Origin of the sequence: Vagococcus sp. WN89Y (assembly GCF_052220145.1) — a bacterium.
Taxonomy (GTDB): domain Bacteria; phylum Pseudomonadota; class Gammaproteobacteria; order Enterobacterales; family Enterobacteriaceae; genus Kosakonia.
The window spans coordinates 59,111-83,458 of sequence record NZ_JBQPOM010000068.1 but is presented as its reverse complement, the minus strand read 5'-3'; the positions used below and the strand labels follow the sequence as shown (position 1 = coordinate 83,458).

The 24,348-nt window shown below is 45.8% G+C and carries 24 protein-coding genes; 16 read left to right on the top strand and 8 right to left on the bottom strand.

Going from position 1 to position 24,348, the window contains the following annotated elements; all coding sequences use genetic code 11:
* Nucleotides 1-304: 304 nt before the first annotated feature.
* From rfaQ to yibB, 8 genes are all read left to right on the top strand, one after another.
* On the top strand, nucleotides 305-1,354 hold the full coding sequence (gene rfaQ / locus ACTU3N_RS19950) for a lipopolysaccharide core heptosyltransferase RfaQ (RefSeq protein ID WP_443087878.1): 1,050 nt from the start codon (nucleotides 305-307) through the stop codon (nucleotides 1,352-1,354).
* A complete protein-coding gene (locus ACTU3N_RS19945) occupies nucleotides 1,351-2,475 on the top strand; it encodes a glycosyltransferase family 4 protein (protein WP_443087877.1) in 1,125 nt (374 codons plus the stop codon). The genes rfaQ and ACTU3N_RS19945 overlap by 4 nt, the downstream gene beginning before the upstream one ends.
* Nucleotides 2,468-3,265, top strand: a complete 798-nt coding sequence (gene rfaP / locus ACTU3N_RS19940) for a lipopolysaccharide core heptose(I) kinase RfaP (protein ID WP_443087876.1) — start codon at nucleotides 2,468-2,470, stop codon at nucleotides 3,263-3,265. Before ACTU3N_RS19945 ends, rfaP begins: the two co-directional genes overlap by 8 nt.
* A gap of 49 nt (nucleotides 3,266-3,314) precedes the next feature.
* Nucleotides 3,315-4,331, top strand: a complete 1,017-nt coding sequence (waaO, locus tag ACTU3N_RS19935) for a lipopolysaccharide 3-alpha-galactosyltransferase (protein WP_443087875.1) — start codon at nucleotides 3,315-3,317, stop codon at nucleotides 4,329-4,331.
* 32 nt (nucleotides 4,332-4,363) lie between these two features.
* Nucleotides 4,364-5,077, top strand: coding sequence for a lipopolysaccharide core heptose(II) kinase RfaY (gene rfaY, locus ACTU3N_RS19930; RefSeq protein ID WP_443087874.1), 714 nt, complete (start codon nucleotides 4,364-4,366; stop codon nucleotides 5,075-5,077).
* An 88-nt stretch (nucleotides 5,078-5,165) separates the two neighbouring features.
* Nucleotides 5,166-6,191, top strand: a complete 1,026-nt coding sequence (locus ACTU3N_RS19925; RefSeq protein WP_443087873.1) for a glycosyltransferase family 8 protein — start codon at nucleotides 5,166-5,168, stop codon at nucleotides 6,189-6,191.
* Between the two features lie 15 nt (nucleotides 6,192-6,206).
* Nucleotides 6,207-7,349 carry a lipopolysaccharide N-acetylglucosaminyltransferase gene (locus tag ACTU3N_RS19920; protein WP_443087872.1) on the top strand — a complete coding sequence of 381 codons (1,143 nt, stop codon included), beginning with the start codon at nucleotides 6,207-6,209 and terminating at the stop codon, nucleotides 7,347-7,349.
* Nucleotides 7,350-7,442: 93 nt separating this feature from the next.
* Nucleotides 7,443-8,300: a protein YibB gene (gene yibB / locus ACTU3N_RS19915; RefSeq protein WP_443087871.1), complete on the top strand. Its 858-nt coding sequence runs from the start codon at nucleotides 7,443-7,445 to the stop codon at nucleotides 8,298-8,300.
* A gap of 82 nt (nucleotides 8,301-8,382) precedes the next feature.
* Here the strand turns inward: yibB and rfaL are convergent, their stop codons facing one another.
* The 4 genes from rfaL to rfaD all read right to left on the bottom strand — a co-directional run bounded on the left by rfaL (nucleotide 8,383) and on the right by rfaD (nucleotide 12,679).
* The gene (gene rfaL / locus ACTU3N_RS19910; protein ID WP_443087870.1) at nucleotides 8,383-9,606 is read right to left on the bottom strand and encodes an O-antigen ligase RfaL; all 1,224 of its coding nucleotides are present in this window, start codon (nucleotides 9,604-9,606) and stop codon (nucleotides 8,383-8,385) included.
* A 31-nt stretch (nucleotides 9,607-9,637) separates the two neighbouring features.
* A complete protein-coding gene (rfaC, locus tag ACTU3N_RS19905) occupies nucleotides 9,638-10,591 on the bottom strand; it encodes a lipopolysaccharide heptosyltransferase RfaC (protein WP_443087869.1) in 954 nt (317 codons plus the stop codon).
* A 3-nt stretch (nucleotides 10,592-10,594) separates the two neighbouring features.
* Nucleotides 10,595-11,641 carry an ADP-heptose--LPS heptosyltransferase RfaF gene (gene rfaF, locus ACTU3N_RS19900; RefSeq protein WP_443087868.1) on the bottom strand — a complete coding sequence of 349 codons (1,047 nt, stop codon included), beginning with the start codon at nucleotides 11,639-11,641 and terminating at the stop codon, nucleotides 10,595-10,597.
* A 78-nt stretch (nucleotides 11,642-11,719) separates the two neighbouring features.
* On the bottom strand, nucleotides 11,720-12,679 hold the full coding sequence (gene rfaD, locus ACTU3N_RS19895; RefSeq protein ID WP_443087867.1) for an ADP-glyceromanno-heptose 6-epimerase: 960 nt from the start codon (nucleotides 12,677-12,679) through the stop codon (nucleotides 11,720-11,722).
* A gap of 214 nt (nucleotides 12,680-12,893) precedes the next feature.
* On the opposite strand from rfaD, the gene kbl reads away from it, so the two are divergent.
* The 3 genes from kbl (at nucleotide 12,894) to ACTU3N_RS19880 (ending at nucleotide 16,442) form a co-directional block, all read left to right on the top strand.
* Nucleotides 12,894-14,090, top strand: coding sequence for a glycine C-acetyltransferase (gene kbl, locus ACTU3N_RS19890; protein WP_443087866.1), 1,197 nt, complete (start codon nucleotides 12,894-12,896; stop codon nucleotides 14,088-14,090).
* An 8-nt stretch (nucleotides 14,091-14,098) separates the two neighbouring features.
* The gene (tdh, locus tag ACTU3N_RS19885; protein WP_443087865.1) at nucleotides 14,099-15,124 is read left to right on the top strand and encodes an L-threonine 3-dehydrogenase; all 1,026 of its coding nucleotides are present in this window, start codon (nucleotides 14,099-14,101) and stop codon (nucleotides 15,122-15,124) included.
* Nucleotides 15,125-15,407: 283 nt separating this feature from the next.
* Nucleotides 15,408-16,442 (top strand): glycosyltransferase, encoded by a 1,035-nt coding sequence (locus tag ACTU3N_RS19880; protein ID WP_443087864.1) that lies wholly within the window; start codon nucleotides 15,408-15,410, stop codon nucleotides 16,440-16,442.
* Nucleotides 16,443-16,447: 5 nt separating this feature from the next.
* Here the strand turns inward: ACTU3N_RS19880 and ACTU3N_RS19875 are convergent, their stop codons facing one another.
* Genes ACTU3N_RS19875 through gpmM form a run of 3 tightly spaced genes read right to left on the bottom strand, consistent with a single transcriptional unit; the run spans nucleotide 16,448 to nucleotide 20,206 of the window.
* Nucleotides 16,448-17,380 (bottom strand): divergent polysaccharide deacetylase family protein, encoded by a 933-nt coding sequence (locus ACTU3N_RS19875; protein ID WP_443087863.1) that lies wholly within the window; start codon nucleotides 17,378-17,380, stop codon nucleotides 16,448-16,450.
* A gap of 3 nt (nucleotides 17,381-17,383) precedes the next feature.
* Nucleotides 17,384-18,649: a murein hydrolase activator EnvC gene (gene envC / locus ACTU3N_RS19870; protein ID WP_443087862.1), complete on the bottom strand. Its 1,266-nt coding sequence runs from the start codon at nucleotides 18,647-18,649 to the stop codon at nucleotides 17,384-17,386.
* A 9-nt stretch (nucleotides 18,650-18,658) separates the two neighbouring features.
* Nucleotides 18,659-20,206 carry a 2,3-bisphosphoglycerate-independent phosphoglycerate mutase gene (gene gpmM / locus ACTU3N_RS19865; protein ID WP_443087861.1) on the bottom strand — a complete coding sequence of 516 codons (1,548 nt, stop codon included), beginning with the start codon at nucleotides 20,204-20,206 and terminating at the stop codon, nucleotides 18,659-18,661.
* Between the two features lie 244 nt (nucleotides 20,207-20,450).
* On the opposite strand from gpmM, the gene ACTU3N_RS19860 reads away from it, so the two are divergent.
* The 5 genes from ACTU3N_RS19860 (at nucleotide 20,451) to cysE (ending at nucleotide 23,681) form a co-directional block, all read left to right on the top strand.
* On the top strand, nucleotides 20,451-20,882 hold the full coding sequence (locus ACTU3N_RS19860; protein ID WP_443087860.1) for a rhodanese-like domain-containing protein: 432 nt from the start codon (nucleotides 20,451-20,453) through the stop codon (nucleotides 20,880-20,882).
* Between the two features lie 47 nt (nucleotides 20,883-20,929).
* A complete protein-coding gene (gene grxC, locus ACTU3N_RS19855) occupies nucleotides 20,930-21,181 on the top strand; it encodes a glutaredoxin 3 (RefSeq protein ID WP_263098810.1) in 252 nt (83 codons plus the stop codon).
* A gap of 37 nt (nucleotides 21,182-21,218) precedes the next feature.
* Nucleotides 21,219-21,689, top strand: a complete 471-nt coding sequence (gene secB, locus ACTU3N_RS19850) for a protein-export chaperone SecB (RefSeq protein ID WP_443087859.1) — start codon at nucleotides 21,219-21,221, stop codon at nucleotides 21,687-21,689.
* The gene (gpsA, locus tag ACTU3N_RS19845) at nucleotides 21,689-22,708 is read left to right on the top strand and encodes an NAD(P)H-dependent glycerol-3-phosphate dehydrogenase (RefSeq protein ID WP_443087858.1); all 1,020 of its coding nucleotides are present in this window, start codon (nucleotides 21,689-21,691) and stop codon (nucleotides 22,706-22,708) included. Before secB ends, gpsA begins: the two co-directional genes overlap by 1 nt.
* A 151-nt stretch (nucleotides 22,709-22,859) precedes the next feature.
* Nucleotides 22,860-23,681: a serine O-acetyltransferase gene (gene cysE / locus ACTU3N_RS19840; RefSeq protein ID WP_443087857.1), complete on the top strand. Its 822-nt coding sequence runs from the start codon at nucleotides 22,860-22,862 to the stop codon at nucleotides 23,679-23,681.
* A gap of 131 nt (nucleotides 23,682-23,812) precedes the next feature.
* Here cysE and trmL read toward each other — a convergent pair whose 3' ends face one another.
* Nucleotides 23,813-24,286 carry a tRNA (uridine(34)/cytosine(34)/5-carboxymethylaminomethyluridine(34)-2'-O)-methyltransferase TrmL gene (gene trmL / locus ACTU3N_RS19835; protein WP_443087856.1) on the bottom strand — a complete coding sequence of 158 codons (474 nt, stop codon included), beginning with the start codon at nucleotides 24,284-24,286 and terminating at the stop codon, nucleotides 23,813-23,815.
* Between the last annotated feature and the right edge of the window lie 62 nt (nucleotides 24,287-24,348).

Genomic DNA, 24,348 nt, shown 5'->3' with positions numbered 1-24,348 from the left:
CCCGTCGGGCAGACGCATTAGCGGATATTATTTACTTTTATAAGACTCTCCTGAAGTGGCTTTGCCCAGGGATGCCAGGTTCAGGAAGCCAGGAACAGGTGGATTCGCTCCTTTTACTCGTTGTTTATAAAGTAAATAATAGTGAATCAGGTTAAAAAACATTCATCTCGGATTGCGCTTTAATAAGTGGTACACTAAGCCGAAAATTGAGCACGACTTCAGTATTCAGGTAGCTGTAGAGCCTGGGGCGGTAGCGTGCTTTTTTTCCGTTTCTACCGGATAACATCTACAAAAAGAGTCGCTTGTGGAAAACTCGTTTCAACGAATCCTGATTATTAAAATGCGTTTCCATGGAGATATGCTGCTAACAACACCAGTGATTAGCACCCTGAAACGCAATTATCCTGATGCGAAAATCGACGTCCTTTTATATCAGGATACAATCCCTATTTTGTCGGAAAATCCGGATATCAATGCGCTTTATGGTATCAGTAATAAAGGAACGGGGCTTAAAGCGAAAGTTTCAAACTTTTTCTCGTTAGTAAATCAACTAAGAAAAAATAAATATGATCTGATTGTGAATCTCACGGATCAAAGAATTATTGCCTTATTTGTGCGGTTATTAGGCGCAAGAGTATCTCTCTCCCAGGATTATGCGCACCGGCAGTCAGCATTTTGGAAAAAGAGCTTCACTATATTTGCTCCCTTTCAGGGTGAACATTGTGTTGAGCGAAATTTGTCCACATTAGCTCCTCTTGGCTTAACCGATATATGCTATGAAACAACCATGAGCTATAAACCAGAGCACTGGGAGCATATGCGTAATGAGCTGGAAAAGCTGGGAGTAAAAGATAAATATGTGGTTATTCAACCAACGGCTCGCCAGCTTTTTAAATGCTGGGATAATGAAAAATTTGCTGAAGTTATAGATTCGCTACAACAGCGAGGTTTCCAGGTTGTACTAACTTCCGGACCCGGAGCAGAGGATTTAAGCTGCATAGATGAGATAGCGAGCTTATGTAAGTCCAGGCCTGTAACTGAACTGGCGGGCAAAACACGGTTTCCCGAGTTGGGGGCATTAATTGACCACGCGCTATTATTTATTGGTGTGGATTCAGCGCCTGGTCATATTGCAGCTGCGGTGAAAACGCCTGTTATTTGTCTTTTTGGTGCAACTGATCATATTTTTTGGCGTCCATGGACGGATAATATTATTCAATTCTGGGCTGGCAACTATCAAACAATGCCACCACGTTCACAACTTGACAGGAATAAAAAATATCTCTCTGTTATTCCGCCTGAAGATGTTATCGAAGCAACAAAAAAATTGCTGCCGCAGGGAGATGCGAAATGATTATTGCATTCTGCTTGTATAAATATTTTCCGTTTGGCGGTTTACAACGTGACTTTATGCGCATAGCACAAACTGTTGCTGCAAGGGGGCATCGCGTTCGGGTTTACACGCAGACCTGGCAAGGGGAGAAGCCTGATAATTTTGAAATTATTATTGTCCCTATCAAGGCGCGAACAAATCATGGAAGAAATGCAGAATACTATTGCTGGGTACAACGACATCTGCAGCAACATCCGGTAGATCGTGTTGTTGGTTTTAATAAAATGCCTGGACTGGATGTTTATTATGCAGCAGATGTATGTTATGCAGAGAAAGTCGCAAAAGAAAAAGGATTTTTCTATCGGCTAACAGCACGTTATCGTCATTATGCGGAATTTGAACGAGCAACCTTTGAAAAAGGGAAAAACACTCAACTATTAATGCTTACTGATAAGCAGATTGGTGATTTTCAAAAATATTACGATACTGAAACAGAACGCTTTCATATATTACCTCCTGGCATTTATCCTGAACGGAAATATAACCATCAAATCCCCGATGCCAGAGCTATTTTCCGCAAAAAAAATAATATTGATGAGCAGGATTTATTGCTGCTTCAGGTGGGCTCAGATTTCAAACGTAAAGGTGTTGATCGTAGTATTGAGGCGCTTGCGGCGCTCCCGGACACAATAAAACGACATACAAAGCTCTTTATCGTCGGTCAGGATCAACCCAGGCGTTTTGCTACTCTGGCTGAGAAAAAGGGTGTGCATGAGAATGTCCATTTTTTTGCTGGCCGCAGCGATATTGCACAGCTAATGGCTGCAGCAGATTTGCTGCTACATCCGGCGTATCAGGAGGCAGCAGGTATTGTTCTTTTAGAAGCAATCGCTGCCGGATTGCCGGTGATTGTCAGCTCAGTATGTGGTTATGCGCCTTATATTGCCGATGCCAATTGTGGAGATGTCATTAATGAACCCTGGCAGCAAAGAACTTTAAATGAAGCGCTACTAAAGGCATTACAAAATTCGCATCTTCGTGAAAAATGGGCTGCAAATGCCCGAAACTATGCGGATGTAAAAGATTTATACAGTCTGCCTGATAGAGCGGCTGACATAATTATTGGTGGTTTGCATGGTTGAATTGAAAGCACCATTTGCGACGCTTTGGTGTGATAAAGATGCTTTTGAAGAGGTCAAAAAATTGCAGGGTGAAGTTTTCCGTGAGCTTGAATCACGTCGAACCTTGCGATTCGAACTTTCAGGTAAAACCTATTTTCTAAAATGGCATCGTGGCACAACAATAAAAGAAATCGTAAAAAATTTAATTTCACTACGGTTACCTGTACTGGGTGCAGACCGTGAGTGGAAGGCTATTCATCGTTTGCATAAAGTTGGTGTCGATACAATGAATGGTGTTGCTTTTGGTGAAAAAGGGTTAAATCCTCTAACTAAGACATCATTTATTATTACGGAAGATCTTACACCCACAATTAGTCTCGAAGATTATTGTGCTGAGTGGGCTGTTAAGCCACCGGCCCCGCGTATTAAAAGGATGTTGATTACGCGCGTGGCTACAATGGTGCGAAAAATGCACCTTGCAGGAATTAATCACCGTGATTGTTATATCTGCCATTTTCTTTTGCATCTCCCATTTAATGGAGATGAAGAGAGTTTAAAAATATCTGTTATCGATTTACATCGTGCACAACTCCGCTCACACGTTCCACTGCGATGGCGTGATAAAGATTTAATCGGTCTTTATTTTTCTTCATTAAATATAGGCTTGACTCGTGGAGACATTTGGCGATTCTTAAAATTATATTTCGATCTCCCTTTAAGAGATATTTTAATAAAGGAATCGCCGCTATTAGAAAAAGCTAAAATACAAGCAAAAAAAATCCACGAAAGAACGATACGAAAGTCTCTTTGAATTTATATTTAATGAAATGCGAGTATATCTTTCTCTTAAGAGTAATGAAATGAAGATAAGTGACTTTAACGAAGCAGATACTATAAAATCAGTCATTGAATATACATATAATGAAAGTGCAGATGCTAGTCTCGATATCGCTTATGGTATAGATGAGAACTTTCTTTTTGGTTGCGGTATTTCAATATCATCTCTACTTCTAAATAATCCTGAGGAAAACTTAGTTTTCCATGTCTTTACTGACACAGTCTCAGATGAATTTTGCACTAAATTTGATCTGCTAGCCCAACAATTTAAGACCAAAATTATTATTTATTTAATTGATTGTGAGCAATTAAAAAATCTTCCCACTACAAAAAATTGGTCATATGCAACCTATTTTCGTTTTATAATAGCCGATTATTTTTCAGCTAAGTTGAAAAGAGTTTTATACCTGGATGCAGATATCTTTTGTAAAGGAAGTATTCATGACATTGTTCATTTGGAGTTCACAAACAATACTTTAGCAGCGGTTGTCGCCGAAAATGATCAAACATGGTGGAATAAGCGAGCAGAGCTTCTCTCTGTCCCCGCTTTGAAAAAAGGCTATTTCAATGCTGGATTTCTTTTGATTAATTTAAAGCAATGGGCCGCTGAAAATATATCTAAAAAGGCTATGGAATTACTTGCTGATCCTGTTGTTTCAAAAAAAATCACTCACCTTGATCAAGATATTTTAAATATGTTATTGGTAGGGAAAGTTATCTTTTTAGAAAAAAAATATAATACTCGGTTGAGTATTAATTATGAGCTCAAAAAGAATTTTATTAGCCCTGTTAACGATGAGACTGTTTTAATACATTATATCGGACCGACTAAGCCATGGCATAGCTGGGGGAATTATCCTGTTGCTGATAGTTTTATAGCTGCTAAAAAAGCGTCACCGTGGAAAGAGGATAAGTTATTACCGCCTGTGAATAGTAGTCAGTTTAGGTATTGCGCAAAGCATAAATATAACCAAAAGCATTATCTGGAATGGATCGGGTGTTATATGAAATATTACAAGCAAAAATTTGTCGCTAAGTAATTTCTCTCACTTTTCCGTGTTAAAGATATATTATGATCAGTAAATGTAAAATAAACAAATATACAGTTTTCACAAAAGATGGTGACTCTTTTTACTTGTCCGTATTTCAAGATTTTATGAAAAATAGATTGAAGGTATTAAAAATATTTAGATCTATAGAGGACACGAAAGTTGTTTTAATTGAGACTGCCCGTGGGCCAATGGTATTAAAAATTTTTGTCCCTCAACATAAAAAGACAGAAAGGTTTTTGAAATCTTTTTTTAAAAAAGACTACTATGAAAATTTGATTAAACAGACTGATCGGGTCTGGAAAGAAGGCGTAACTTCGGTCAATGATCAATATCTGCTGGCAGAAAAGAAAATATTTAATTACACGTATATTTATATTATGTTAATTGAATATATTCAAGGTATAGAACTTGAACGGTATAACGTAGTGCCTGAGAATATTAAAAAACAGATCCATGATTCAATTATACAATTGCATAAACATAATATGGTATCAGGCGATCCGCACAAAGGTAACTTTATAGTCACAGATAAGGGGATCCGTCTTATAGACCTATCCGGGAAAAAGCCAAACGGCTTGCGTAAAGCAAAGGATCGCCTGGATTTAGAAAAGCATTACGGCATACAAAACGATATCATGGATTATTCTTACTATCGTTTTATTTTAAAGCGAAAAGTTCGACAATGGATGAAACGAGTGAAATATAAAATTGGCCTACGGAAAAAACCAAATTGACTTAAAGCTTTATCGTATAAAAGATAATTTATAATTTTTAAATTTACATGTGGTTTTTACTGGTTATATCGTAGGGGCAATATAAGAAATGAAATTGAATGTCTCAACAGAAAATATATTCAAAAGCATCACAATCCTAAATGAGAGATTATATGAATGCAGTGACCGTGAAACTTTCAATGTTTCCTGGGGAGTCGATAAAAATTATCAACTCGGAGCTGCTATATCTATCGCGTCTATTCTTGAATATAATAAAAAGCATGACTTCACTTTTCATGTGATTTCCGATGAATTCTCTGGTGAATATATTGAGCATTTAATTCAATTAGCGAAACAATATAATACGGTTATAAAGCTATATAAAATTGATGATAAGCCTTTACAAAATTTACCAAAAACAAATATTTGGCCAATTTCTATATATTACAGACTAATTTCTTTTGACTATTTTTCAGACAAATTAAATGCCCTTTTATATTTAGATGCAGATATTATTTGTAAAAATGATATCACTGAGTTATTTTCATTCGACTTTCAGGGGAACTATGGTGCAGTAGTTAAAGATGTCGACTCAATGCAGAAGAAAAGTGCAGAGCGGCTTAATAATCCTGAGTTCGATGGTTATTATTTTAATTCTGGTGTCATGTATATAAATTTGATTGCATGGCAAAACGAAAACTTAACGGAACGAATTTTTAATTTATTATTAGATGATGATGTGATAAATAATTTAAAATACCCGGATCAAGATGTATTGAATTTGATATTACTTGGTCATTTGTATTATCTGCCACGAAAATATAATACAGTGTTTACTCTGAAGTCTGAGTTTGAAGTGAAAAATAGCGAATACTATAAGCAGGTGATTAATGATGATACTATTTTTATTCATTATACAGGGATAACAAAACCATGGCATGATTGGGCTGACTATCACTCATCCGCATATTTCCGTAGGGTTTATAACCTTACACCATGGAATAAAGATCCATTAGTTTCTGCAACTAAAATCTTTGAACTTAAAGAGAAATATAAGCATCAGTTGTATCAGGGCAAATTTATAAAAGGATTATTGACCGCTTTTAAATATAACTTAAAAAAAATCTCTAAATAATAATCGGCAATTACAATGATTAAAAAAATAGTACTCACTGTTACTCCTATATTCTCTATACCACCAAAGGGAGCTGCAGCTGTTGAATCATGGATGTATAATGTCGCCCAACGATTGGCGTATAAAAATAAAATTGTATGCATCAAGAATGAAGGTTATTCAGATTTTAGCGAAGTAAACAAAAATTGTAGTATTCATCGTATTGGTTTTAGTCGTGTATATAAACGTCTTTTCCAAAAGTGGACCCGCCTCGATCCTTTACCTTATTCTCAGCGCATAATTAATATAAAAAAACAATTTGCGAGTGATGCTGAAAGTGTAATTGTTATACATAACAGCTTAAAATTATATAGACAGATCAGGCATAGAGCGCCAGATTCGAATGTAGTGCTTCATATGCATAATGCGTTTGAGCCAAAGAATATCGGAGCAGATGCGAAAATTATTGTTCCGAGCAATTATCTCAAGGCTTATTATCAAAGCTACTTACCCTCTGCAAATATTGAAGTTATACCAAATGGAATTGATTTAGCTTATTATAACTCAGCAGAAAAAAAACTATCCCGAGCGCAGTTGGGCATAAATGAGAAAGATATTACTATTTTCTATGCTGGACGTATTGTTCCGGATAAAGGCGTATTATTATTATTGCAGGCGTATGAAAAAATCGCCAAAAAAAGAGATAATGTTAAGCTTATTATTGTTGGCGATGCGTACTCGAGTAGTAAAGGGGAAATAGCAGAATATCAGTCAGAAGTACGTAGCATTGCGGAAAAATTCCCGACCAGTTGTATTATGTTAGGTAGCGTAGCTCCAGAAGAAATGCATCATTATTATCCCTTAGCAGACTTAGTGGTAATACCTTCTCAATTCAAAGAACCTTTTTGTATGGTCGCCATTGAAGCTATGGGAGCCGGTAGGCCTGTACTGGTTAGTACGCGAGGTGGTATGACTGAGTTTGTTAAAGAGCATCAAACAGGCTTTCATCTTAGCGAACCAATGACACCAGAAAGTATTGTCCACGATATCGAAACTGTGCTTAATGAGCCTTCTCTTGGGCAGGTTGCTTTACAAGGGCAGAAATATGTTTTCGATCACTTTAGTTGGGAAGCAGTAACAGTGGCATTCGAAAGTTTAATACAAAAATGGTTTGATTAAATTTCCCCATAAGTTGGCTATTTTTAGCAAAAAAAGTGTGTTGCTTTGTTTTTTTTAAATGATTTTATTTTAAATATATGGTTCTTATTGATTATGAATACCCCAATCACTATTGTGACAGCTTATTTTGACATCGGACGTGGCGAATGGACTTCTAATAAAGGATACCGTGAGAAGCTTGCGCGTTCTGCTGACGCATATATAAAATATTTCGAGTATTTGGCATCGCTTGATAATGAAATGGTGATTTTTACATCGAGCGATTTGAAAAGTAAAATTGAATCTATTCGAAAGGGAAAGCCAACAACTGTCATAGCTGTCGATATAAAGAATAAATTCAAGTATGTTAGGAAAAGAATAGAAAGAATTCAAAAAGATGTTGCTTTTATAAGTCAGTTGGCACAGCATCAATTACAAAATCCGGAATATTGGTCACCGGATTATGTGTTGGTATGTAACTTAAAAACTTATTTTGTTACAAAAGCTATTAATTGTGGCCTGATAAAAACACCAATGGTTGCCTGGGTTGACTTTGGATATTGCAGAAAACCCAAAGTTACCAATGGATTAAAATTATGGGATTATCCATTCAACCCTAATAAAATACATTTTTTTACCATTAAAAAGGGATTAAACATTACGTCTGAACAACAAGCATTTCAATATATGATTGATAACAAAGTATATATTATTGGTGGTGCTATCGTCGGATCAAAAGAAAAATGGCTAGAAATGGCTTCTCTGGTTTTTGAGTGTCAGAGAAAAACTTTGCAATATAATATTGTCGATGACGATCAGGGTATATTTTTAATGTGTTTTTATAAGCGCCCTGATTTGATCAAGTTAAATTATCTAGGTAGGGGAAAGTGGTTTGATCTCTTTCGTTGTTACAGGCGCTCAAAATGGGGTTCCAGGCTTCATGCATTGCGTAGACTCATATTGAGAAAATAATATTGGCATATCATTTATGATGGGAAAACTATTTTGCAAACGGAAAACCCTCTGACAATATTTAATTATCAGAGGGGAGTGATTATATCTTAAATTTAGATGAATTCTTTAAGGAAATTAAAATACCCGTTAAAATCCCCAGATGATTAAGTTCTATCTGTTCAAAATTTCCCCGTACTATGTAGTAGCCAATAAAACAGGTAAAAATAAAAAGGTAAACATTATAGGGCGAATTAACGGCAGTGTATGACAGTTTTTGAATGCATTCTTTCCCTATCGAAAAATAGAGAAAAAGAAGTCCTGCCAATCCCATTATGCCTGCACCAAACCAAATATATAGTATTAAGTTATGTGGCCCAAGGGAACTCCTGAAGATCCACTCCGGATAATCAGCAACTCTGCTATTATATATTTCCCGGTAGATATCATTACCGTAGCCATAACCTACTACTGGGTTTTCTGCTATTAAATCTAAAGCACTGCCCTGTGTGCCATTTTTATAGCGGTAAGAGCTGTCCGTTTGTTGTAATTTATATATGAGTTTTTCAGACGTTTTTTCGTGTGATAAGACTGCCGCTGCAGTTACTGCAGCAAAAATCATCCCTACGAATAGTATTTTCCACTGTTTTGCTAATATTACCCATGCCAGACCTGCAACTAAAATGGCAAGCCATGCACCCCGCGATAACGTACCCAATAGCAAAAATATAAAAACAGCACCAAGGACAATAAAAGCAACTTTATGCTTTATCTTTTTAAAAAGCCATAAGTTTAAGAGAGCCGGAAAAAGGTAGACTAAAGAGTCGGAAATTCCCCGATACCGATAATCAGTGAACGGCATTATGCCTTTTTTGTAGTCCTGAATATAAGGTATAAGTTCAGTAATGCAAAGCAAACTTAAGGCTGCAAGAAAGGCATACGTAATTAATTTTGAGATGGTTTCAAAACTTTCATCCCTCAAAATAACTGGAATGGCAATAGTAAAAAGTAATAAGCTTTCTAAAACCGATTTTTGTAACGCTTTGAAACTGGATGTGATATCAGGTGTGATAAATAGCGACACTAACATAACAACGGTTAAAAATGCCACGCTGTAAAAAATATAATTTTTCAACCCTCGAAGATAGTCTCCCGGTTGCTTTACAATGTAATAAAGCGTTGTAATGATCATAAGGATGATGATCAGGTGCTTATATCTTGTAATATCGTTCAAAAAATATGTGCAAATAAATAGAAAAACTAACGCTTTATTCCAAAGACTCTTCCAGTCTCTCTGCTCATCAGAAAGAAATGCTATAAATGACATTATTTCTCCACAGCTTATTCAAATAATTATATCAATTATTCAATGCGTTAAATACATCAATGGCAGCTAGATCCGCCAATGAAGAGTTTTGAGAACAGCAAACCACCTGATTTTTCCCATACCCACCAATTAGTCCTGGATCAGTTGGACCATATAAAGTCACATTTGGTCGATCCAGGGCTGCTGTCAGATGGCTCAACCCTGTATCCACCGAAACCACGAAACGTGCGCCTGCGAGTATTTGTGCTATCCCTTCAAGACTCATTCGCGGTAACACTTCAATGTAATCAAACCCTTCAGCCAGCCTTTTAGCCCGGGCTTCCTCGTGTGGTGCTCCCCACGGCAACTTGATGCGCAAACCGGAACTGCTCAACAAAGCAATCAGCTCGCGCCAGTGGCTTTCCGGCCAGTGCTTATCGTCACGGGTGGTGGCATGTAAAAACACGACATAGGGCGACTGCGCTGCGTTTTCTACAGCAAAGTGTTGGGCAATAGAGTAATCACCCTGAGTTATTGGTTTAGCGTAGCCGAGGCTTTTTGCAAACAGTTCGCGGGTACGTTCCACGGCATGTTGCTGCTTCGCGATGTGATGGCGGCGATTATAAAACAGGCTTGCCAATGGTTCGCGCGCCGTTTGCCAGTCCATACCGTGTTTCACTCCTTTTGCGAGCCGGGTCACAAGCGCCGCGCTTTTAACCAAACCTTGCGCGTCGATGATTGCGTCATAACGCTCTGCCTGGATAGCCTCGCGAAATGCCCTCCTTTCTGCTTTGACAGGTGCAGAAAACCAGGCTTTGCGCCAACGACGGATCGCCACAGAAATCACTCGTTCTACCGCAGCATGCCATGAAGGAATTTGCGCAAAGCCCTCTTCCACGACCCAATCAAAGCGAATACCGGGGATCGCCTGCATGGCATCGGTTAACGCGGGCAAAGTATGCAGCACATCGCCCATAGAGGACGTTTTTACGATCAGTACCCGCATTGATTACCCTTCCACATCCAGCAATAAACCCTTTAATTCTTCCAGCACACGCTGAGGCGAGATATCCATCAGGCTTTGGTGATAACCTTCCGCAGCTTCGCCTTTACGAACTTTATGGTAACCCGTAATCAGGCGAATGACGCGCGCTTTATGAGAGAGCGGCGGAGTGAAGTCCGGACTGCTTGGGCCATAGAGCGCAACCAGTGGGCGGTCAAGCGCTGCCGCGACATGCATCAGGCCAGAATCATTGGTGACGATGGCTTTACATGCCGCAATCAGTACCACCGCTTGTTCAAGCTGGGTTTCACCGGCCAGATTGCGACACCATGCCTGCTGCTCTGTGCTCAGTGCGGTCAGGATTTCATTTCCTGCTTCATGATCTTTTGCCGAGCCGAACAGCAGTATTTGATAACCTTCATCAATCAGTTGCTTTGCCAGCTCCGCATAGTGATAGTGCGGCCAGCGCTTGGCTGGCCCAAACTCTGCGCCGGGGCAAAAACCGATAACAGGGCGTTCTGGCGAAATATCAAATGTAGAGCAAACCTGTGATATCTCGCTGTCAGTTACCTGCAGCTTCGGCCATAACAACGGCTGCGGGAGGTCGTTTGCCGAACTCATCACGCCTTTGTCGTAAGCTAAAGCAACATAGCGCTCGACCATCAGCGGCCAGGCTTTTTTATCCAGCACGCGCGCATCATTAAGCAGGCCGTAACGCATCTCTCCACGCCAGCCGGTACGGTGCGGAATGCCAGCAAAGAAGGGGACAAGCGCTGATTTGAATGAATTAGGCAGGACGTAAGCACGATCGTATCGCCGCTCACGCAGACTTAGCCCGAGCTTACGCCGCGCACCTATTTCCAGTGCGCCGTGGCCCAGCGGCATCGGAATCGCTTCATTCACTTCCGGCATACGTGTCAAAAGCGGACGGCACCACGCGGGTGCCATCACATCAATCACTGCCTGGGGAAAACGCGCCTTAAGTGTGCGATAGAGGCTTTGCGACATCATCATATCGCCCACCCAGGATGGGCCAATCACCAGAATTTTCATTCGCTACATCCTTCAAGCTTTTATTTTAGGCTGCCTTTGCGCGCCTTTATTACATAGCTAGCATGTAATAAGGGGCACTCAGTTACCGCCTGAATGATTTTGCGAACCTGCATCCTGATTCAGCCATGCCATATATTCAGTCACACCTTCGGCAACCGTTTTAAACGGCTTGTCATAGCCTGCTGCGCGCAGCCTGGTCAAATCGGCCTGGGTAAATGCCTGATAGCGGCCTTTTAATTTATCCGGGAACGGAATGTATTCAATGCTGCCTTTTTTATGAAAGGCCAGCGTTGCATCTGCAACGGCCTGGAAAGATTCGGCGCGACCGGTGCCGAGGTTATAAATACCGGAAACACCGCTTTCCAGGAACCACAGGTTAACTGCCGCAACATCACCCACATACACGAAGTCGCGCTTGAAGTTTTCGCTACCTTCGAACAGCTTCGGACTTTCGCCGTTATTCAGCTGCGTGTTGAGATGGAAAGCGACGCTTGCCATGCTGCCTTTGTGGCCCTCGCGCGGCCCATAAACGTTAAAATAACGGAAACCGACAATCTGCGAGTTCGCTTCCGGCAGAATGTTGCGAACATACTCATCGAAAAGCAGTTTTGAGTAGCCGTAGACGTTCAGCGGTTTTTCATATTCGCGGGATTCGATAAAATCCGACGTGCGTCCGCCGTAAGTGGCTGCAGAGGATGCATACAGGAAAGGAATTTCACGCTCAAGGCAGTAGTGTAAAAGCTCTTTGGAGTACTGATAGTTATTATCCATCATGTACTTGCCATCCCATTCCGTGGTGGATGAGCAGGCCCCTTCATGAAACACTGCTTCAATATCGCCGAACTCTTCACCTGACATAATCTGGATCAGGAAATCTTCTTTATCCATATAGTCGGCGATATGCAGGTCAACCAGATTGACAAATTTGGTGCCGTCTTTCAGGTTATCCACCACCAGAATATCAGTGATGCCTTTATCATTCAGGGCCTTAACGATATTGCTGCCGATAAAACCCGCGCCGCCGGTAACGATGATCATAGCTGTACCTTTGAAAAGTGGAGCGTTGAGACAATCTCAGACACTAATAAGCCTTATCATACCATCACATTGCCGACCCTTCAGCATTCCCCATGTAACGGCGTGGGCATGCGTGATTTATGCTACAAAATAGATAAACGATGACGCGTCATCTCGTATCACCGTATAGCTTTGGGTAATATGTTCCGAAATTTGCCCTATCTGGAGAATCGCGATGCGTGGGGATTTTTATAAACAGTTAACGAACGATCTGGAAACCGCGCGAGCGGAAGGATTGTTTAAAGAAGAACGCATTATCACATCAGCACAGCAGGCTGATATCACAGTGGCAAATGGTAGCCATGTCATCAACTTCTGCGCTAATAACTACCTTGGTCTCGCCAACCATCCCGACCTGATCGCAGCGGCGAAAGCGGGTATGGATAGCCACGGTTTCGGCATGGCGTCGGTACGTTTTATCTGCGGCACGCAGGACACACATAAAGTCCTTGAACAGAAGCTTGCTGAATTCCTCGGTATGGAAGACGCCATTCTTTACTCCTCCTGCTTCGATGCTAACGGCGGCCTGTTTGAAACGTTGCTTGGCCCGGAAGATGCCATCATTTCCGATGCGCTTAACCATGCTTCAATTATTGATGGCGTACGCTTGTGCAAAGCGAAGCGCTACCGCTATGCCAACAATGACATGCAAGAGCTGGAAGCACGCCTGAAAGAGGCTCGCGATGCGGGAGCACGCCATGTATTGATTGCAACCGATGGGGTGTTCTCCATGGATGGGGTGATTGCCAACCTGAAAGGCGTCTGTGATTTGGCTGATGAATACGATGCATTGGTCATGGTGGACGATTCACACGCGGTGGGTTTTGTCGGGGCGAATGGTCGCGGTACGCATGAATATTGCGACGTTATGGATCGGGTAGACATCATCACCGGTACGCTGGGTAAAGCGCTTGGCGGCGCATCGGGTGGCTATACCGCCGCGCGGAAAGAAGTAGTTGAGTGGCTACGCCAGCGTTCGCGTCCTTATTTGTTCTCAAACTCACTGGCGCCAGCCATTGTGGCCGCGTCGATAAAAGTGCTGGAAATGCTGGAGTCTGGCGCAGAGCTGCGCGATCGCCTGTGGGCAAATGCGCGCCTGTTCCGTGAGAAAATGACCGCAGCGGGCTTTACGCTGGCGGGAGCCGATCACGCCATTATCCCGGTGATGCTTGGTGACGCGGTAGTTGCGCAAAACTTTGCCCGCGAGCTGCAAAAAGAGGGGATCTACGTGACGGGTTTCTTCTATCCGGTAGTACCAAAAGGTCAGGCGCGTATCCGCACGCAGATGTCAGCTGCGCATAGCCCTGAACAAATTGAACGTGCGGTGGATGCTTTTATCCGCATTGGGAAACAATTGGGTGTGATTGCCTGAGGACAGAGATGAAAGCGTTAGCCAAACTGAAAGCAGAAGAAGGTATCTGGATGACCGACGTGCCGGAGCCGGAAGTCGGTCATAACGATCTGTTGATTAAAATTCGCAAAACCGCCATCTGCGGGACCGATGTCCATATTTACAACTGGGACGACTGGTCACAAAAAACCATCCCTGTGCCGATGGTTGTCGGGCACGAATATGTCGGCGAAGTCGTTGGCATTGGTCAGGAAGTCAAAGGCTTTAAAATTGGCGACCGTGTGTCTGGCGAAGGCCATATCACTTGCGGCCACTGCCGTAATTGCCGCGCCGGGCGCACACACCTATGCCGCAACACGGTGGGCGTTGGTGTTAACCGTCCTGGCTGTTTTGCGCAATATCTGGTTATCCCGGCGTTTAATGCATTCAAAATTCCGGACAATATTTCTGACGACCTGGCCTCGATTTTCGACCCCTTTGGTAATGCTGTGCATACTGCGCTGTCGTTCGATCTGGTGGGCGAAGACGTATTAGTTTCTGGCGCAGGCCCCATTGGTATTATGGCTGCCGCGGTGGCGAAGCATGTTGGTGCGCGTCATGTGGTCATTACCGATGTGAATGAATATCGTCTTGATCTGGCGCGTAAAATGGGCGTCACGCGTGCGGTAAACGTTGCCAACGAAAGCCTGACTGATGTGATGGCGGAGCTGGGAATGACGGAAGGGTTCGATGTCGGGCTGGAAATGTCCGGCGCGCCAGCGGCATTCCGCACGATGCTCGACACGATGAACCACGGTGGCCGCATTGCGATGCTTGGCATTCCTCCGGCAGATATGTCTATCGACTGGACTAAAGTTATCTTTAAGGGACTGTTTATTAAGGGTATTTACGGTCGGGAAATGTTCGAGACCTGGTACAAGATGGCGGCACTGATTCAGTCCGGCCTGGATCTTTCACCGATTATTACGCACCGTTTTACCATTGATGATTTCCAGAAAGGTTTTGACGCAATGCGTTCAGGACAATCAGGTAAAGTGATACTGAGCTGGGATTAAAATAATCAGGGCTGATAACACAGCCCTTTTTTACTGCGATATATCTTAAAAAACGCTCTCTTTGTAAAATATTGTCAGTGTCATAAATATTTCGCATGCGTGAAATACTCTTATCCTGTGTCTCCGTTACGACAAATAAAATCTTTAAATATGCGTATGGTTTGCAACAAAATCTTTATTTGTGTGTCCAATAAGACGCACAGATTCAGGATGGTCTTAATTTTTTCTTAAGCAAACCTGACTAATAATGTAGTTATTGCCGTCACGATAATCAGGTATTTTTATGATGAATAGCCCGGGTACACTCAGTGTCATTATCCCTCTTTATAATGCGGGTAATGAATTTACTGCTTGTATGGAATCCTTGATAGCGCAAACCTGGACTGCACTGGAAATTATTATTGTAAATGATGGCTCAACTGACAATTCTGTTGAAATAGCAGAAGGTTATGTAAAGGCTTATCCGCATATCCAACTTATCCACCAGGCCAATGCGGGAGCCTCGGTTGCAAGGAATCGCGGCCTTGAGTATGCAACTGGCGACTACGTCGCTTTCGTCGATGCGGATGACATTGTGTATCCGCATATGTATGAAACATTAATGAAAATGGCGCTGGAAGACGATCTGGATGTCGCGCAGTGTAACTCAGACTGGTGTGAGCGCCGCTCAGGGCATACCTGGCAGTCTATCCCTGCGGATCGCATACGCTCAACTGGCGTGATGACCGGGCCGGACTGGCTGCGTATGGCGCTGGCCTCTCGCCGCTGGACACATGTTGTCTGGATGGGGGTTTACCGCCGCGATATTATTACCCGCAATAATATTTCTTTTGTCCCTGGTCTGCATCATCAGGACATTATTTGGTCCACGGAATTTATGTATAACGCGAAACGTGCGCGATATACTGAACAATCGTTATATAAATATTTTCTGCATGACACTTCGGTGAGCCGTCTGAAACGCTCAGGTCAGAAAAACCTGATGTATCAGCGTCACTACATTAAAATCACCCGCTTACTGGAAAAATTAAATCGCGAATATGCCGACCGCATAACTATTTATCCGGAATTTCACCAGCAAATAGCTTATGAAGCACTGCGCGTTTGCCATTCGGTTCGTAAAGAGCCCGACTTGCTTATTCGCCAGAGAATGATCGCCGAGATTTATGCTTCGGGAATGTTTAAACGCATGGTGAGCAATGTTCGCAGCGTAAAACTGGCATACCAGGCGCTGTTATGGTCTGTTCGCCTGTATAAATGGCGGGACAAGACAGTTTCATGCCACCGCCTTGCCCGTAAAGCGCTGAAAATTTACTGATGTTTTTACTTCCAGCCCTGCCACTGGTGCTGGAAGTACTGTACCGCCGCACTCTCGCTAATACTTTCGCTAATAACCGTAAAGAACCGCGTGGCATACACCGGTTCCAGTGCCTGCTTCCTCTTACACAGCTTCACGCCACGGAATGGATTACGCGGCGGCTGTGGCACCACGTTGCCAGGTGGGCTCAGGTTGGGTTTGGAGGTATCAGTCTGCGGCTCGGTGAGCAGATCGCTCGGGCGAACCAGCGTAATATCTGCTGGCAGGTTGTAGATAACGCGTTGTAAAACCCGCACGGTAGACGGGTGCGGATGGCCGATAGCAATAGCGGAACCGTTACGGCGCGCAAGTTCCACGGCACGATTAAACTGGCGACGGATATCGCCCTCGTTTTGTGTATCGTCCAGGAAAACTTTGCGTTTAACCACCTTCACACCGGTACCTGAAGCGGCACGCATCGCCTGGCTATTACCGATGGTCATGCTATCGAGAAAGTAGAGATTATAGCGCTCCAGTGCCTGCATCACTTTTTGCATGCCAAACAAGCTGGACGTCATAGCGCTGCCCATATGGTTGTTCACACCTACCGCATAAGGCACTTTGTTAACGGCTTCATTAATAATGCGCTCAATTTCATCGCTGCTCATCTCCGGGCGCAGCGTGTCTTTTTCCAGCGGTTGCTTGCTAATAGGTGCCATCGGCAGATGGATCAGCACTTCATGGCCGCTATTATGTGCTTTTGTCGCCATTTCATGTGCATGAGGCGCATTAGGCAGCACGGCAACAGAAATTTGTGGCGGCATGGCTAGCACCTGGTTTTCGCTCTGTGGACGGTAGCCAAAATCGTCAATGACGATAGCAAGTTTGCCAGCAAAAACCGGTGCGCTAAACGCTAACGCAGCGGTAAGAAAAAACAGAACACGGCGAAAATGAAGCAAAACTTATCTTCCCAACCACGGCAGTGGATTGACCGCCTGACCCTGACGGCGAATTTCGAAATAGAGTGATGGTCGGCCCTGACCGCCACTGCTGCCCACGAGCGCTACGGGTTGCCCGGCACGCACCTGGGTACCGACGCTAACCAGCGCGCTTTGGTTATAGCCATACAGACTCATATCACCTTTGCCGTGCTCAACAACCACAACTAAGCCATAGCCCTGTAGCCAGTCGGCAAGGATGACACGACCGTCGGCGATAGCTTTGACTTCGCTACCCTCAGACGCACCGATAACTATCCCCTTCCACCGTAGCTCACCCTGCAGCTGTTCGCCATAACGATGTAGTAGCGGCCCGCGCACCGGCCAGGTCGCCTGCCCGGAAGGTGAACCCAGCCCGCCGGTGCGTGACATAAGCGAGCGCTCGCTTTCGGTAGGCTTGTAGGTCGTGCCTTTACGGGTGGCTTCTTTTTGCCTGTCGCGCACGGCCTGCGCCTCGCGCGCTTCGCGTTCGGCCCTTGCTTTCGCTGCGGCTTCTGCACGGGCGATGCGATCGCGCAGGCGTGATTCGTTAGCGCGCATTTCGCTTAGCTGCTGCTGGCCTTGCTGAATGGATGACTCCAGCCCGGCAAGCGTTTTCTTACGCTCGCTACGCGCCTGCTCAAGCTTTGCCTGCTGCGCTTTTTGTTCGTATAACAGGGTTTGTTGCTGGCTCTGTTTTTCTTCCAGCGCCGCTTTTTGCATCGCCACTTCTTCACGCGTTTGCTTCAACTGGGCAATCGTTTCCTGGCGCGCCTGATTGAGATAGCCAAAATAGGCCTGCAAACGCTGGCCACGCTGGCTCTCTTCACCACTCAAAATCAGCTGTATGCCCGTATGCTCACCCTGACGGAACGCGGCGTCCAGTTGCGCTGCCAGATTATGCTCCTGCGTCGCCCGCTGACGTTCCAGTTTGGCGATTGAAGCATTCATCTCATCAATTTGTTTATTTAACTGAGCAAGGGTATTTTGCGTTTCATGTAGCTGGCGAGCGGCGGCGGAAATCGCCTGTTCCTGCGTCTTGAGCTGCGCAAGAAGCGCGCTACGCTGTTGCTGCTGTTGACGTACCGCACGCTCTTTCGCGGCGATATCTTGCTGAATAGATTTTAACTGGTCGCGATCGTCCGCGTGGGCGGAAAAGGCGCACAGCAATGCGCCAGCACTAATTGCGCTGGCGCAGAGCAGAGGCCGAATCCCGGCCCATGTAATTGAACAAATCGCCTTTCCCCTCATGGGGAGGGATTATTCCACGATGAACAGCGGCTTACCAGTCATCTCTTGCGGGATTTCCATCCCCATCAGCGTGAGTATTGTCGGAGCAATGTCCGAAAGTTTGCCACCCGCAACAGGTTTCACTGCCTTGTCGCCAACGTAAATCAGCGGTACCGGAAGGTTGGTATGTGCGGTATGCGCCTGGCCGGTAGACGGGTCGCGCATCTGTTCGGCGTTGCCATGGTCGGCGGTAATTAACAGCTGCCCACCAACAGATTCAACCGCTTGCGTCACTTGCTCAATGCAATGGTCCAGCGCTTCTACCGCAGCGACCGCGGCGTCAAACACACCGGTATGACCAACCATATCACCGTTCGGATAGTTACAAATGATCGTGTCATATTTGCCGCTGGTGATGGCCGCAACCAGTTTTTCGGTCAGCTCAGCGGAGCTCATTTCCGGCTGCAAATCATAGGTCGCGACTTTAGGCGAGTTAATCAGAATGCGGTCTTCCCCAGCGAACGGCTCTTCTACGCCACCGTTAAAGAAGAAAGTGACGTGCGCGTATTTTTCTGTTTCGGAAATGCGCAACTGGGTTTTGTTGTGCTTCGCCATCCATTCGCCCAGTGTATTAGTCAGCGATGCGGGTGGGTAAGCAACTGCTGTTTTGATATCGGCGGCATATTCGGTGAGCATGACAAAATCACCGAGTTTAACCACTTTATGGCGTGCAAAACCGTTGAAATCCGTATTCACAAACGCACGGGTGATTTCGCGGGCGCGATCGGCGCGGAAGTTCATGAAAATCAGCGCGTCGCCGTCTTCCATCGCAGCTGAAGGCTGACCTTGCGCCTGGATAACGGTGGCTTTGACAAATTCATCGTTCTCATCACGCGCATAAGCGGCCTGCAAACCCGCCACAGCACTGTCAAAGGTGAAATCGCCCTTCGCCTCGGTCAGCAGGTTATACGCTTGCTCAACGCGATCCCAGCGATTATCGCGGTCCATCGCGTAGTAACGGCCAATAATGCTCGCCACGCGGCCTTTACCCAGCGCGGCAAATTTATCTTCGAACTTTTTCAGTGATGATTCAGCGCTCCGCGGCGGCGTATCGCGGCCATCAAGGAAGGCATGCAGATAGATTTTTTCCGCACCGCGCCCGGCGGCCAGTTCGACCATCGCCATAATATGGTCTTCATGGCTGTGCACCCCGCCTGCGGAGAGCAGCCCCATAATGTGCACTGCTTTACCCGCGGCGATGGCTTTATCGACCGCACCGGTTAAAACCGGGTTGCTGAAGAAGGTACGCTCTTTAATTTCAACATCCAGGCGAGTTAAATCCTGATAAACAATGCGACCTGCGCCAAGGTTAACGTGACCAACTTCAGAGTTGCCCATCTGGCGATCCGGCAGGCCAACTTCCAGACCGGAAGCATCAATCAGGGTATGCGGACGGTTTGCCCAAAGGCTATCCATCACCGGCGTTTTCGCACTGAAAATCGCGTTATCTTGCTGATCTTCACGGTAGCCGTAGCCATCCAGAATCACCAGCACCATAGGTTTTTTAGCAACCGACATTTCGACAACCTCTGCTCACAAGATAAAAATTTGCGTAATTTTACTACAGCTGAATCGATCAAATAGCCGCAGAAGATCAAAAAAAGCGGTGGGCCAGTGGGTCGTTTTTCATGTGTTTGTCTATTTTTTTCGTAACACGCCGCAGAAAATGCATTCCATCGCGTGCGCTGGCTGTATTTGACACATTGCGCAGGTATACTCCTTTCCTGGTTTTTATTCACTGAGTCGGGAGTTGTTACCCCAGATGCAAGAAATTATGCAATTTATTAGTCGCCATCCCATACTGTGTATCGCCTGGATTGCGTTACTCGGGGCGGTGCTCTACACCACATTCAGAGGCATTGCGTCTAATGTGAAAGTTATCTCACGCGGCGAAGCGACACGTCTTATCAATAAAGAAGATGCGGTAGTTGTGGATTTACGTCAGCGTGAGGATTTTCGTAAGGGCCATATCGCTGGCGCCGTGAATTTGCTGCCTAACGAGATCAAAGCCAATAATGTAGGTGAGCTTGAGAAGCATAAAGCCACGCCGATTATTGTGGTTGATGGCTCAGGCATGCAGGCGCAGGAGCCAGCAAATGCGTTGACGAAAGCGGGCTTCGAGAAGGTGTTTGTGCTCAAAGAGGGCATTGCCGGCTGGAGCAGTGAAAATCTGCCGTTGGTTCGCGGTAAATAATTTACTTTGCAGGTATCAATCTGCAAGGTGAGATCGGGAGAAGAGTTATGGCCAATATTGAGATCTACACTAAAGCAACGTGCCCATTCTGCCATCGCGCGAAAGCGCTGCTGAGCAGCAAAGGCGTGACGTTTGCCGAGCTGCCGATTGATGGTGATGCGGTAAAACGTGAAGAGATGATTCAACGTAGTGGCCGTACAACGGTTCCGCAGATTTTTATCGATGCGCAGCACATTGGCGGCTGTGACGATTTATATGCGCTGGATGCGCGTGGCGGGCTGGATCCGCTGTTGCGTTAAAGCTTTGAGCACTACAACACTAAAGGGTTATTCAATAATGACTGAGCAAAACAACACTGAAATGACTTTCCAGATTCAGCGTATTTATACGAAAGATATTTCTTTCGAAGCGCCGAATGCGCCGCACATTTTCCAGAAAGAGTGGCAGCCGGAAGTGAAACTGGATCTTGATACGGCTTCTACCCAGCTGGCTGAAGGTGTTTATGAAGTCGTTCTGCGCGTTACCGTCACCGCAGCGCTGGGTGAGGAAACGGGCTTCCTGTGCGAAGTACAGCAGGGCGGTATTTTTTCAATCGATGGTATCGAAGGTACTCAGATGGCTCATTGCCTGGGTGCATACTGCCCGAACATTCTGTTCCCGTATGCCCGCGAGTGCATCACCAGCCTGGTATCCCGCGGTACATTCCCGCAACTGAACCTTGCACCGGTCAATTTTGATGCGCTGTTCATGAACTACCTGCAACAGCAGACCGGCGACGAAGGTGCTGACCAACATCAGGATGCCTGATGAACGCACTTAATGCTGCAATGACTGTAATCGGTGCCGGATCGTACGGCACCGCTCTTGCCATCACGCTGGCAAGAAATGGCCACCAGGTTGTGCTCTGGGGTCATGACCCTAAACATATCGCGACCCTGCAACATGACCGTTGCAACGCCGCGTTTCTTCCTGATGTGCCTTTTCCTGAGACGCTACAGCTGGAAAGCGACCTTGCGCGTGCGTTATCCGCCAGTCGAAATATCCTGGTCGTGGTGCCAAGCCATGTATTTGGTGATGTGCTGGCGCAAATTAAACCGCTTATGCGTGACGACGCGCGAATCGTCTGGGCCACTAAAGGTCTGGAGGCCGAAACGGGCCGTCTGTTGCAGGATGTCGCGCGCGAAGCGTTAGGCGAGAAGATTCCTCTGGCGGTCATTTCCGGCCCGACTTTCGCAAAAGAGCTGGCCGCAGGTTTGCCCACCGCGATTTCGCTGGCATCAACCGATCCGCAGTTTTCCGAAGACCTTCAGCAATTACTGCATTGCGGTAAAAGCTTTCGCGTCTATAGCAACCCGGATTTCATCGGCGTACAGCTGGGCGGCGCGGTGAAAAACGTAATCGCGATTGGCGCAGGCATGTCCGATGGTATTGGCTTTGGCGCGAATGCGCGTACGGCGCTGATAACCCGTGGGCTAACCGAAATGTCGCGCCTGGGCGCCGCGTTGGGGGCCGATCCGCAAACGTTTATGGGCATGGCCGGGCTTGGCGATTTGGTGCTGACCTGTACTGACAACCAGTCGCGCAACCGCCGCTTTGGCATGATGCTCGGCCAGGGCATGGATGTGCAGAGTGCCCAGGATAAAATTGGCCAGGTAGTGGAAGGTTACCGCAATACCAAAGAAGTTCGTGCGCTGGCGCACCGGTTTGGTGTCGAAATGCCCATTACCGAAGAAATTTATCAGGTATTGTATTGCGGTAAAAATGCGCGCGAGGCAGCATTGACTCTGTTAGGTCGTGCTCGTAAAGATGAGCGCAGCAGCCACTAAAGATACACGTTTCCTTCAGTTTAACGGTATCCAGGTATCCTGAGAGCATCGCTCGGCAGGTTACAACAAGGTGACGGGGCAGCAGGAATTGATGCCCCGGCGTAAACTGAACGATTTTGTGTATCCATATTAGATATGTCTGGAGTAAGCAATGCCGTGTGAAGAACTGGATCTGGTCTGGAATAATATAAAAGCCGAAGCCCGGGCGCTGGCGGACTGTGAGCCGATGCTGGCCAGTTTTTACCACGCAACGCTACTCAAGCACGAGAATCTGGGCAGTGCGTTAAGTTATATGCTGGCCAATAAACTGGCCTCGCCAATTATGCCTGCCATCGCTATTCGCGAAGTTGTGGAAGAGGCCTACGCCGCCGATCCGGAAATGATCGCTTCCGCGGCCTGTGATATCCAGGCTGTGCGCACCCGTGACCCGGCGGTTGATAAATATTCTACGCCGCTGCTCTATCTGAAAGGTTTTCACGCATTGCAGGCTTATCGTATCGGCCACTGGCTCTGGCATCAGGGCCGTCAGGCGCTGGCTATTTTTCTGCAAAATCAGGTGTCCGTTAGCTTCCAGGTTGATATTCATCCAGCGGCCACTATTGGGCGCGGTATCATGCTCGACCACGCGACAGGTATCGTGGTCGGTGAAACGGCTGTCATTGAAGACGATGTGTCGATTTTGCAATCGGTGACGCTTGGCGGTACCGGGAAAACCTCCGGCGATCGCCATCCGAAAATTCGCGAAGGTGTGATGATTGGCGCGGGCGCTAAAATCCTCGGCAATATTGAAGTCGGGCGTGGTGCGAAAATCGGCGCGGGTTCTGTAGTGTTACAGCCGGTGCCGCCACATACCACGGCAGCTGGCGTGCCAGCACGCATTGTGGGCAAACCCGAGAGCGAGAAGCCGTCAATGGATATGGATCAGCATTTCAACGGCATCAATCATGGGTTTGAATACGGCGACGGAATTTAAACATCCGGTTCTCATACAGCTGCCTGACTAATGTATGCAACGCATCAGTCAGGCGCAGGATTTGCATTAAATGCGCGGTGTGCTGCCAGTAGCTCAACAAGCTGTTGCACCGCCAGGTTTAACAGGCGCTTTTAGCGACGCAACACTGCACCAGAGTAACCAAGCTGGCGCCATGCCTCGTATACGACCACCGACACGGCATTCGACAAGTTCATGCTGCGACTGTCCGGCATCATAGGGATGCGGATTTTCTGCTCAGGCGGGAGCGCATCAAGAATCGCCGTCGGCAGGCCACGCGTTTCCGGGCCAAACATCAAATAATCACCTTCCTGATATTCCACGGCGCTGTGAGCCGGTGTGCCTTTTGTCGTCAGCGCAAACAAGCGTTGAGGCTGCTCTGTTTGCACAAACGCAGCGTAATCATGGTGTCTTTTCACGGCAGCGAATTCATGGTAATCCAGCCCCGCGCGCCGCAGGCGCTTATCATCCCAGGTAAAACCCATCGGTTCGATGATGTGCAGGCGAAAGCCTGTGTTCGCGCACAAGCGGATGATGTTCCCCGTATTGGGTGGGATTTCTGGTTCGAATAAAACGATATTTAACATACTGCCCCCTTGATAGCGGGGGCAGGATAGCAGAATTTTCTCCTCAGCCTAACTCCTGTGTA